The following is a 10,316-nucleotide window of genomic DNA, read 5'->3' on the forward strand; positions in this document are numbered from 1 at the left end:
GACCTGGGTCACACTGATCAGGCAGGCTGCTGGCAGTCCGCGCAGGTGCCGAAGATCTCCAGCGTGTGACTGATGTCCGCGTAGCCATGCTCGGCCGCGACCTTGTCGGCCCAGCGCTCCACCGCCGGCCCCTCGACCTCGACCGTGCGCCCGCAGTTGCGGCAGACCAGGTGGTGGTGATGGCCCTTGGAGCAGCGCCGGTACGCCGTTTCGCCATCGGCGGTCCGGAGTACGTCGACCTCCCGCGAGTCGGCCAGCGCCTGGAGGGTCCGGTAGACAGTGGTCAGGCCGACGGCCTCACCGGTCGACCGGAGCTCCTGGTGGATCTCCTGGGCGGTCCGGAAGTCGTCGAGATTGTCGAGCGCCGACGCTACCGCCGCGCGCTGACGGGTCGAGCGTGTTCCGATGGCCACCGTTCCTCCTGTCCTCTGGTCCGCGTCAATTCTCGCAGAAGTCGGCAAGTCAGCGTTCAGGTCAGCGTTCATGTCAGTGCTCGTCCCAGTGGTCGCCGTGCGCGGCGTGCAGATGCCCGTCGTGGACATAGTCGACGTGGTCGTCGTGCTCGACCTTGGTGTGGCCGCACTGCGGATTGTGCGCATGTGGGTGCCCGGCGCTGACAACATGCGGCTCCGGCGCCGGTACGCCGACCTCCGGTTCCGCGTCGGCCAGCGGCGCGACCCGGCCCTGCCGGCGGCGGATCAGGGTGCCGGCCGTTGCCGCCACCACGAACCCGGCCAGGGCCAGTACGACGATGGTCGCGCCCGGGGCGACGTTCGCGTTGTACGACGTGACGATGCCGGCCAGACAAGCGACGACACCGATGACGCACGCCGTGACGAACGTGCTGCGGAACGACCGGGTGATCTGCTGTGCCGTCGCCACCGGGACGACCATGAGTGCGCTCACCAACAGCAGGCCGACGGTCCGCATCGCCACAGTCACAGTGACGGCAGCCATCACCGCAATGAGCAGGTTGAGCAGTTGGACCCGCAGTCCCGTCACCCGGGCGAACTCCTCGTCCTGGCACACCGCGAACAACTGCGGGCCCAGTCCGATCGCCACCACCAGGACGGTCACAGCCAGTCCGACGACGACGTACAGGTCGCTGGACGAGACTGTGGTCAGCGAGCCGAACAGATAGGTGTTCAGGGTCGCCGCACCTTGGCCCGCGAGGCCGATCAGCAGTACACCGCCCGCTATGCCGCCATAGAAGAGGAGAGCAAGGGCGACGTCGCCACTGGCCTTGCCGCGGGCTCGGACGAGCTCGATCGCCGTGGCGCCCGCGATGGACACGATGACAGCGGTGAACACCGGAGCGGTGCCGGTGAGCAGGCCGAGCGCAACACCGGTGATCGCGATGTGGCCGATGCCATCGCCCATGAGCGACAACCGCCGCTGCACCAGGTAGGTGCCGATAGCAGGCGCGGACAGTCCGGTGAGCAGCCCGGCGATCAGCGCCCGCTGCATGAACTCCAGCTGGAACATGGTCATGAGGTGAGCCACCCCGGTTCGTCGCCGCCGTGTGAGTGGTGGACGTGGGCGTGGGTCTGGGAGGCGTGCGGCGGGCCGTCGTACACGATCCTGCCGCGGCGCAGGACGACGGACCGGTCGATCAGCGCGTCCATCGGGCCGAGGTCGTGGCTCACCATCACCACCGTGGTGCCGCGCGCGACCCGATCCCGGATCGCGTCGGCGAAGATCTGCTGGCTGGCCACGTCCACGCCTGCCGTCGGCTCGTCCAGGACGAGCAGCTCCGGGTCGGACACCAGCGCTCGCGCGATCAGGACTCGCTGCTGCTGCCCACCGGACAGCTCCGCCACAGCGTCCTTGCGCCGGTCGGCCATGTCGACGATCCGCAGCGCGTCCTCGACCGCCTGCTTGCCGGACGCCTGCATCGGAGTGAACAACCGCCGCTGCGACAGCAGTCCGGACGACACCACCTCGTACACGGTCGCCGGTACGCCGCCCGCCGCGGTGATGCGCTGTGGCACGTACCCGATGCGCTTCCACTGCCGGAAGCGGGGGACCGGCGTACCGAAGAGGCGGACCTGGCCGCGGGCCGCGGGCAGCAGACCGACGACGGTCCGGATCAGGGTGGACTTGCCGGAGCCGTTGGTGCCGAGGACGGCGACCACCTCGCCCTGGCGGATCTGCAGGTCGACGCCGCGCAGGATCAGCCGGCCACCCAGCTCGACCGAGAGATCGGCGACCTGGACAGCAGGCGGAGCAGTGTCCGGTGGTTGTGATGTCACGCGCAGCTGTTCGCCTTCCGGAGCTCCTGCAGGTTCTCCCGCATCAGGGTCAGGTACGTCTCCTGCGAGTTCGCGTCGGACAGGCCCTCGATCGGGCTCAGTACGGCGGTCTGCACGCCGACGTCACGGGCGATCGTCTCGGCCACCTTCGGGCTGACCAGTTCCTCGTAGAAGATCGTGGTCACCTTCTGTGCCCGCACGATGTCCTGGACCTCCTTGATCCGGGCCGGGGTCGGCTCGGTGTCCGGGGTGAACCCGGCGATGCCGACCATCGTCAGACCGTATCGCTTCGCGAGGTAGGCGAAGGCCTGGTGGCTGGTCACGAAGGTCTTGAGCCGGCAGTTCGCCAGGCCGGTCCTGTAGTCGGTGTCGAGCTTGCCGATGTCGGCGAGCAGGGCCTTGGACCGCTCCTGGTAGCCCGCGGCGTTGGCGCTGTCGGTGGCGACCAGCTTGTCGGTGACCGCCTTCACGACGTCGGCGTACCGGACCGGGTCCAGCCAGAAGTGTGGGTCGAGCGCGTCGTCGGTGTGTGCGGCGGGGGCGACGTACGCGGCCGGCGTGACCGTGTCACCCGGCGTGGCAGCGCCCTGGGTCTCTTCGTGCTCCTCGAAGTCCGCGCCGGTCGCCTCCAGCTTGGCCGCCGGGACGACGTCGAAACCGGCGTCCTTGGCGTTCTGCTCGACCGCCTCGTCGACCGCCGGCTGCAGGTTCTTCTCGTAGACGACCAGCTTCGCGGTCGCGATCGTGCCGACCTGCTTGGGGGTGAGTTCGAGGTCGTGCGGCTCGACACCGGGAGCGGTCAGCGTGGTCACGTGCACCGCATCGCCCCCCACTGTCCGGGCGATGAACTCGAGCGGGTAGAACGATGTCACGACGTCGAGCTTGCCGTCAGCAGAGCCGCTGGCGGACGAACCGCCGCATCCGGCCAGAGTGACGGCAGCCAGGGCGGTGGCGCCGGCGACGACAGCACGAAGACGAGATCTCATGACAATCATTTTCATTTAGTTGGAACTGATTGTCAAAACAGGGAGTTCATCCATGGCCAGTCGCACCGTTGGACGCCGCCGTGCCGACCGTCGTCCCAACCGGCGCCGGACGATCGATATTCCGCAGGGTCACGGGCATGGTCACGGGCACGGCCACGGCGATCACGTGGTCGATACCTCGGTGGTCGACGCGGATGCGATCGTCGCCCGCCGCGTCCGCATCGTGGTCGCGGCGGTCCTCGCGCCCCTGCTCGCGGCCGCGGTGATCGCCATGATCGTGATGTGGCCCGGCGGTGGCGTGAAGGTCGCGTCGTACCAGACCGACTCGGCCAGGGGCGAGGTCACCGCGCTGAAGCCGTGCGCGCAGCAGAAGGATCAGTGCGACGAAGCCACGGTGAAGCTGACCAGCGGGCCGGACCAAGGCAAGTCGGTGTCGGTCCAGGTGCCGAAGGCCGGCCAGGCTCCGCTGAAGATCGAGGTCGGGCAGTCCTTGATGCTCGGCATTCAGAAGGGTGCTCCGCTCGAGCAGCGTTACCAGTACGTCGACCACGACCGGACGATGCCGTTGCTCCTGCTGGCCGCGATCTTCGCGGTCGCCGTGGTGGCGTTGTCGAGATGGCGGGGCTTCGCGGCGTTGATCGCGCTGGCGGTCACCGCGGTCACGCTGACCCAGTTCATCCTGCCCGCGATCCTGAAGGGCTCGAATCCACTGCTGGTCGCGGTCGTCGGCGGAGCCGTGATCATGGCGATCGCGCTGTTCCTCACGCATGGGATCAACGCCGAGAGTTCGATCGCCTTGTCCGGGACGATCGCGGCCCTGGGGCTGACCGTGTTGCTCGGCTGGTTCTTCACCAAGTTCTGCCAACTGAGTGGACTGGCCTCGGAGGGCGCCTCCGGGGTGCAGGCACTCGTGCCCGGCGTTGACCTGAAGGGACTGCTGGTGGCCGGCATCGTCATCGGGGCGCTCGGCGTACTCGACGACGTGACCGTCACGCAGGCCGCGGCCGTCTGGGAACTGTCCGCCGCGAACCCGACCGCGACCCGGCGTGAGCTGGTCGGTGCGGGTCTGCGGATCGGCCGCGCCCATGTCGCGTCGGTCGTCAACACGCTCGTACTCGCGTACGCCGGCGCCGCCCTGCCGATCCTGATGACGTTCGCGATCCAGGGTGTTCCCGGCCGGTACGTCATCTCCACCGAGATGGTGGCCATGGAGATCGTTCGCGGTCTGGTCGGCAGCCTCGGCATCATCGCCGCGGTCCCGCTCACGACGGCACTGGCCGCGATGGCGGTGGCCGACCGTTCCCGCGATCTGATCTCGACCGAGCCCGAGCACCTTCACGAACCGGTATAGCTGCGCACCATCCTCTTCCCCCGGGAGCACGAGGCTTCTACAGTTCTGAACAGGTCACGGAGCGTCTGCCTGCAATTACCTTCTGTGGCTGCAACGGGGTGAGGAGGTGCTGATGAGATTTCGGCATCGGGACGGTTCGGTCGTTCACCTCGGGTACTGCGCGAACGTCCATCCGGCCGGCGACCTGGACGGCGTGATCGCCGGTCTCGGCGGCTGCGCGGCTTTGGTTCGCAAGGAGTTGGACGTGCCGGTGCTCGGTGTCGGCCTGTGGTTCCCGAGCGCACTGGCCGACCGATTGGCGAACTCGCCGGCCGCGCTGAACAAGCTGCGCCGGGCGCTGGGTCGCCACCAGCTCGAAGTCGTCACGTTGAACGGGATCCCGCACAGCTTCTTCACCGAGGAGATCGTCAGGACCAAGGTCTACTGCCCGGACTGGACCGAGCCCGAGCGGCTCCGCTACACCCTCGACCTGGTCGATGTCCTGGCCGAGTTGCTCCCGGACGATGCGGCGTACGGCTCGATCTCGACGCTGCCGCTCGCCTGGCGGGAGCCGTGGTCGAAGGCCCGGAACGTCGCGGCGCGGGAGGCGTTCGACCGGGTCGGGAGGCATCTCGCCCGGACCGAGGCGCGCACGGGCCGCCGGATCCGGATCGCGGTCGAACCCGAACCGGGCTGTGTCCTGGAGATGCTCGGCCAGGCCGCCGCCTGGCTCAGTCGCTACGCCAGCCCGTACGCCGGGGGATCGGCGATCGGACTGGGATTCGACACGTGCCATCTGGCTGTGCAGTTCGAGGAGCCCGATCGTGGGTTCGAAACGCTGTGGCGAGCGGGCATCGACGTGGTGAAGGCGCAGCTGTCCGCGGCGCCCCAGCTCGCGGATCCGTCCGACTACTCGGGGCGTCGAGCGCTCGCGAAGCTGGGTGATCCGAAGTACCTGCGCCAGGTCCGGGAGTGGTGCGGTCCCGGTGTCGACGACGTCGATCTGGCCTACCAGTTGTCGGGCCATGCGGCCTGGCGGATGCATGCGCATGTCCCTGTCCACAAGGCGTTACCGCCTCCGCTCGCCGGCACGAACGGCGTACTCGAGAACTGCTTGAACCGCCTTGTCGGTGGTGGTCACCCGTTGACGCACCATCTGGAGTCCGAGGTCTACACGTGGCCGCGGATGCCACGGACGCAGGAGAAACTGGCCGAACGCATCGCGGGAGAACTCGGCTGCCTTCGCCAACACCTGCTGGGCCTGGGACTCGAGGCCTCAGGCTGAGCCCAGCGGACAGGAAGGTGCCCAGGGCAATGATCGGCCGGCCGGGCTCAGCTGCTGGCGATCTTGGAGACCGCGAAGAGCAGGATGATCAGGATCGAGAACACCCGCAGGAACCGCGGACCGGTGCCGACGGCGGGCCAGGACAGGAACCCGAGCCAGGCCAGCAGCAGCGCGAGCAGGATCAGCGCCGGGATCGCGATCACCAGCGGAGCGAAGACTCCGGCCAGGGCCAGCACCAGCGTGATGGCGGGAAGGGTAAGGGTGGGCATCCCGTGCAGCTTCGCCACGTACGGGTAACTGAACTTCGTGATCCGCTGCCGGAGCGGACTCGCCGGCTGACCGCTGGGGGAACTCATCTGCCCATTGTTCCAGGTCTTACAGTGGACCCCGTGTTCGTGGTGATCAGGTTCCGGGTGGAACCAGGGGAGCAGCCGGGGTTTTTCGAGCGGCTACGGGGCGCGGTCGAGGTGCTGGGGAAGCAGAAGGGGTTCGTCGCCGCCCGGGCCGGGCGGAACGCGGACGACCCGGAACTGCTCGCCTTGACGATGGAATGGGAGAACATCGGCAGTTACCGTCGCGCACTGTCGCCGTACGAGGTGAAACTGGCCGCCGTGCCGCTGCTGTCCCAGGCGATCGACGAGCCCACCGCGTACGACGACGTACCCGAGTTCCTGCCGTAGCAGCGGTCGTTCGGCCGGATGCGGCGGTGGCCGCCCCGGACCGATAGCCTGGACCCTTCGTACCGCAACCTGTGCCCGTTATCTGGAGTCGAAAAGTGCCCGTGGAAACCGTCGATGCCGTCGTCAGCCTCAGCAAGCGGAGAGGCTTCGTGTACCCGTGCGGCGAGATCTACGGCGGAACCAAGTCGGCCTGGGACTACGGACCGCTGGGTGTGGAGCTGAAGAACAACGTCCGGACCCAGTGGTGGCGGGCGATGGTGACGAGTCGTGACGACATCGTCGGCCTGGACTCGTCGGTGATCCTGCCGACCAAGGTCTGGGAGGCGTCCGGGCACCTGTCGGAGTTCGTCGACCCGCTGACTGAGTGCCAGTCCTGCCACAAGCGGTTCCGCGACGACCACCTGCGTGAGGACTACGCCCGGCGGAAGAACAAGGACGCCGACGACGTCAAGCTGGCCGAGATCGCCTGCCCGAACTGCGGCAACAAGGGCACCTTCACCGAGCCACGGATGTTCAACGGCCTGCTCAAGACCTACCTCGGCCCGGTGGAGTCCGAGGAAGGGCTGCACTATCTGCGGCCGGAGACCGCGCAGGGCATCTTCATCAACTTCGCGAACGTGATGGGCACGGCCCGGAAGAAGCCGCCGTTCGGCATCGCACAGGTCGGCAAGAGCTTCCGCAACGAGATCACGCCGGGCAACTTCATCTTCCGGACCCGCGAGTTCGAGCAGATGGAGATGGAGTTCTTCGTCGTACCGGGCTCGGACGAGGAGTGGCACGAGTACTGGCTGAAGACCCGTTGGGACTGGTACGTCGGCCTCGGGCTGAACCCGGACAACATGCGGTTCTACGAGCACCCGAAGGAGAAGCTGAGCCACTACTCGAAGCGCACCGTCGACATCGAGTACAAGTTCAACTTCGGCGGCAAGGAGTTCGACGAGCTCGAGGGCATCGCGAACCGGACCGACTTCGACCTGTCCACCCACTCCAAGCACTCCGGTGCCGACCTGTCGTACTTCGACCAGGAGAAGGGCGAGCGCTGGACGCCGTACGTGATCGAGCCGGCGGCCGGCCTGACCCGCAACGTGCTCGCGTTCCTGCTCGACGCCTACACCGAGGACGAGGCGCCGAACGCGAAGGGCGGCGTGGACAAGCGCACCGTGCTGCGGTTCGACCCGCGGCTGGCGCCGGTGAAGGCCGCCGTACTGCCGCTGTCGCGCAACGCCGAGCTGTCCCCGAAGGCGAAGGACCTGGCCGCCGAACTGCGGAAGAACTGGAACGTCGACTTCGACGACGCCGGTGCGATCGGCCGCCGCTACCGCCGGCAGGACGAGATCGGCACGCCGTACTGCATCACCGTCGACTTCGACACCCTCGACGACCAGGCCGTGACCATCCGGGAGCGCGACTCGATGAAACAGGAACGGGTGGCCCTCACCGAAGTCACCGGCTACCTCGCCCAGCACCTGGTCGGCTGCTGACATGGCGGCTCGGCGGTTCCTCGGTCGTGACCACCTGCGGTTCGGGCTGACGGTCTTCGGCCTGTCCGCGGTGATGGTGTTCGTGCTGGCCGCGTGCTCGGACTCCAAGCCGCAGGCGGCCGACGACAGCCCCGCTCCGTCGACGCCCCCGGCGAGCTCGAACTCGCCGATCCCGACCGCGTCCACGCCCGCGCTGACCCCGCTGCCGACGCCGTCGAAGCCGTGGCCGACGCCGAAGGTGACCGGCGAGCCGGCGAGCGACGCGCCGCTGGCCGATCGGATCCGGTTCGCGATCGCCAAGCAGGCGCAGATCGCGGCCGGCAAGTCCGCCACCACGACGGTGAAGTGCCCGGGCATCGGGGACGTGGAGAAGCCCGGCAATCACTCGTTGACGTGCACGGTCACGTATGGCGGGAAGCCGTACACCGGGACGCTGACGGTCGACGCGAAGCAGTACACGGCGTCGTACAAGTTCACCTCCGACTCGGTCGCGATCGTGAAGGCCAAGGTGGTGGACGCTGTGCTGCGGACGGCGCCCGGCGCGGCCAAGGTGACCTGCACGATGGCTGATGTTGCCGTGGTCAAGCATTCCGGCGCGCCGATCGCCTGCGACGTCACCACGATGTCGAACGCGGTCGAGCCGTACAAGGCGCAGATCTCCGGCAACGGCCAGGTGCTGGTGGCGAAGGCCTGAGCCATGCTGCGACTGGGCAACCTCACGATCGACACACCCGTGGTGCTGGCGCCGATGGCCGGCATCACCAACGCGGCGTACCGCAGACTCTGCGCGGAGCAGGGCGCCGGGCTGTACGTGTGCGAGATGATCACGTCGCGCGGGATCGTCGAGGGTGACCAGAAGTCGCTCGACATGCTCACGTTCGACGAGCGCGAAACGGTCCGGTCCGTGCAGTTGTACGGCGTCGATCCGACGTACATCGGTCGTGCCGTGCAGGTGTTGTGCGATCAGTACGGCGTCGCGCACATCGACCTGAACTTCGGCTGCCCGGTCCCGAAGGTGACCCGCAAGGGCGGCGGCGCCGCGCTGCCGTGGAAGCGCAACCTGCTCGGCGCGATCCTGCGCTCGGCGGTCCACGCGGCGACGCCGTACGGCGTACCGGTCACGATGAAGACCCGGATCGGCATCGACACCGACCACCAGACGTACCTCGACGCGGGCCGGATCGCCGAAGAATCGGGCGCCGCGGCGATCGGGTTGCACGGGCGTACGGCGGCGCAGGCGTACTCCGGTCAGGCCGACTGGTCCGCGATCGCTTCGCTGGTGGAGCACGTGAGCATCCCGGTGCTCGGCAACGGTGACATCTGGGAGGCGGGCGACGCTCTCCGCATGGTGGCGGAGACCGGGTGCGCGGGAGTCATCGTCGGGCGTGGATGCCTTGGTCGGCCGTGGTTGTTCCGGGACCTCGCGGTCGCGTTCTCCGGTGGGGAAGCATTGAACCTGCCGACCCTCGGTGAGGTGGCTGTCGTGATGCGCCGGCACGGTGAGCTGCTGGCTGACCTGATGGGGGAGCCGCGCGGTCTGCGCGACTTCCGCAAGCACGTCCCCTGGTACCTGAAGGGCTTCCCGGCCGGCGGCGAACTCCGCGCGGCCCTCGGCATGGTTGAATCCCTCGCCCAGCTCGACGAACTGCTGGCCCAGCTCGACCCGACGGTCCCGTTCCCGGTCGCCGAACTCGGTGCACCCCGAGGCCGCCAAGGCAGTCCCCGGGACCACATCGTCCTCCCACAAGGCTGGCTGGACGACACCGACGGCCTCACCGCCGACCTCGCCGAAGCCGAACTAGGCGTCTCCGGCGGCTGAAGAACCCGCCCTCCGCCCCGCAGCTGTCCGCCCGGCACCGCGCACCCCTCCCGGTCGAAGCTGCTCCGCGAACGGACTGTGCTGGCGTGAAAGGACACGGCCTCCGGCCGAGGCTGTCCGATCGACGCCTCCGGCGCGACGCGCGCTCGTTCTCCGGTCGGAGGTGCTGCGCGGACGAGCTGTGTTGGCGGGGGGAGGACGCGGCCTTCGGCCGTGGTTGTGCGATCGGCGCCTGCGGCGCGGCGCGCGTTCGTTCCCCGGTCGAGGGTGCCGCGCGGGCGAGTTGTGTTGGTGTTTGAGGAGGCGGCCTTCGGCTGTGGTTGTGCGATTGGCGTCTGCGGCGCGGTGCGCGTTCGTTCCCCGGTCGGAGGTGCTGCGCGGGCGGACTGTGTTGGTGTTTGAGGAGGCGGCCTTCGGCTGTGGTTGTGCGATTGGCGTCTGCGGCGCGGTGCGCGTTCGTTCCCCGGTCGGAGGTGCTGCGCG

General features: G+C 68.3%; 11 protein-coding genes. 6 read left to right on the forward strand and 5 right to left on the reverse strand.

Annotated elements, in window-relative coordinates; translation table 11 throughout:
* Positions 1 to 17: 17 nt before the first annotated feature.
* The 4 genes from ACGFH6_RS32410 to ACGFH6_RS32425 form a co-directional block, all read right to left on the reverse strand.
* The gene (locus tag ACGFH6_RS32410; protein WP_393391494.1) at positions 18 to 413 is read right to left on the reverse strand and encodes a Fur family transcriptional regulator; all 396 of its coding nucleotides are present in this window, start codon (positions 411 to 413) and stop codon (positions 18 to 20) included.
* 73 nt (positions 414 to 486) lie between these two features.
* On the reverse strand, positions 487 to 1,491 hold the full coding sequence (locus ACGFH6_RS32415; protein ID WP_360455687.1) for a metal ABC transporter permease: 1,005 nt from the start codon (positions 1,489 to 1,491) through the stop codon (positions 487 to 489).
* Positions 1,488 to 2,252 carry a metal ABC transporter ATP-binding protein gene (locus ACGFH6_RS32420; protein ID WP_393391497.1) on the reverse strand — a complete coding sequence of 255 codons (765 nt, stop codon included), beginning with the start codon at positions 2,250 to 2,252 and terminating at the stop codon, positions 1,488 to 1,490. The genes ACGFH6_RS32415 and ACGFH6_RS32420 overlap by 4 nt, the downstream gene beginning before the upstream one ends.
* The gene (locus ACGFH6_RS32425) at positions 2,249 to 3,238 is read right to left on the reverse strand and encodes a metal ABC transporter substrate-binding protein (RefSeq protein ID WP_393391498.1); all 990 of its coding nucleotides are present in this window, start codon (positions 3,236 to 3,238) and stop codon (positions 2,249 to 2,251) included. The genes ACGFH6_RS32420 and ACGFH6_RS32425 overlap by 4 nt, the downstream gene beginning before the upstream one ends.
* 52 nt (positions 3,239 to 3,290) lie before the next feature.
* On the opposite strand from ACGFH6_RS32425, the gene ACGFH6_RS32430 reads away from it, so the two are divergent.
* Positions 3,291 to 4,589: a YibE/F family protein gene (locus tag ACGFH6_RS32430; RefSeq protein WP_393391500.1), complete on the forward strand. Its 1,299-nt coding sequence runs from the start codon at positions 3,291 to 3,293 to the stop codon at positions 4,587 to 4,589.
* A 112-nt stretch (positions 4,590 to 4,701) separates the two neighbouring features.
* Positions 4,702 to 5,853 carry a metabolite traffic protein EboE gene (gene eboE, locus ACGFH6_RS32435; protein WP_393391501.1) on the forward strand — a complete coding sequence of 384 codons (1,152 nt, stop codon included), beginning with the start codon at positions 4,702 to 4,704 and terminating at the stop codon, positions 5,851 to 5,853.
* Between the two features lie 47 nt (positions 5,854 to 5,900).
* Here eboE and ACGFH6_RS32440 read toward each other — a convergent pair whose 3' ends face one another.
* On the reverse strand, positions 5,901 to 6,209 hold the full coding sequence (locus tag ACGFH6_RS32440) for a DUF6703 family protein (RefSeq protein ID WP_360455702.1): 309 nt from the start codon (positions 6,207 to 6,209) through the stop codon (positions 5,901 to 5,903).
* A 33-nt stretch (positions 6,210 to 6,242) separates the two neighbouring features.
* Here ACGFH6_RS32440 and ACGFH6_RS32445 point away from each other — a divergent pair, with 33 nt between their 5' ends.
* From ACGFH6_RS32445 to dusB, 4 genes are all read left to right on the forward strand, one after another.
* Entirely contained in the window at positions 6,243 to 6,533 is a 291-nt protein-coding gene (locus ACGFH6_RS32445) for an antibiotic biosynthesis monooxygenase family protein (protein ID WP_393391503.1), read from the forward strand.
* 95 nt (positions 6,534 to 6,628) lie between these two features.
* Positions 6,629 to 8,014, forward strand: coding sequence for a glycine--tRNA ligase (locus tag ACGFH6_RS32450; RefSeq protein WP_393391504.1), 1,386 nt, complete (start codon positions 6,629 to 6,631; stop codon positions 8,012 to 8,014).
* 1 nt (position 8,015) lies between these two features.
* On the forward strand, positions 8,016 to 8,708 hold the full coding sequence (locus tag ACGFH6_RS32455; RefSeq protein WP_393391506.1) for a hypothetical protein: 693 nt from the start codon (positions 8,016 to 8,018) through the stop codon (positions 8,706 to 8,708).
* Between the two features lie 3 nt (positions 8,709 to 8,711).
* Entirely contained in the window at positions 8,712 to 9,833 is a 1,122-nt protein-coding gene (gene dusB / locus ACGFH6_RS32460; RefSeq protein WP_393391507.1) for a tRNA dihydrouridine synthase DusB, read from the forward strand.
* Positions 9,834 to 10,316 lie beyond the last annotated feature (483 nt).

It is taken from the genome of Kribbella sp. NPDC049227 (assembly GCF_043197265.1).
GTDB lineage: Bacteria > Actinomycetota > Actinomycetes > Propionibacteriales > Kribbellaceae > Kribbella.

Coding starts and splice junctions, on each gene's coding strand:
- ACGFH6_RS32440 (WP_360455702.1), bottom strand. CDS start 6,209: ATGAGTTCCCCCAGCGGTCAGCCGGCGAGTCCGCTCCGGCAGCGGATC.
- dusB (WP_393391507.1), top strand. CDS start 8,712: ATGCTGCGACTGGGCAACCTCACGATCGACACACCCGTGGTGCTGGCG.
- ACGFH6_RS32425 (WP_393391498.1), bottom strand. CDS start 3,238: ATGAGATCTCGTCTTCGTGCTGTCGTCGCCGGCGCCACCGCCCTGGCT.
- ACGFH6_RS32455 (WP_393391506.1), top strand. CDS start 8,016: ATGGCGGCTCGGCGGTTCCTCGGTCGTGACCACCTGCGGTTCGGGCTG.
- ACGFH6_RS32430 (WP_393391500.1), top strand. CDS start 3,291: ATGGCCAGTCGCACCGTTGGACGCCGCCGTGCCGACCGTCGTCCCAAC.
- eboE (WP_393391501.1), top strand. CDS start 4,702: ATGAGATTTCGGCATCGGGACGGTTCGGTCGTTCACCTCGGGTACTGC.
- ACGFH6_RS32415 (WP_360455687.1), bottom strand. CDS start 1,491: ATGACCATGTTCCAGCTGGAGTTCATGCAGCGGGCGCTGATCGCCGGG.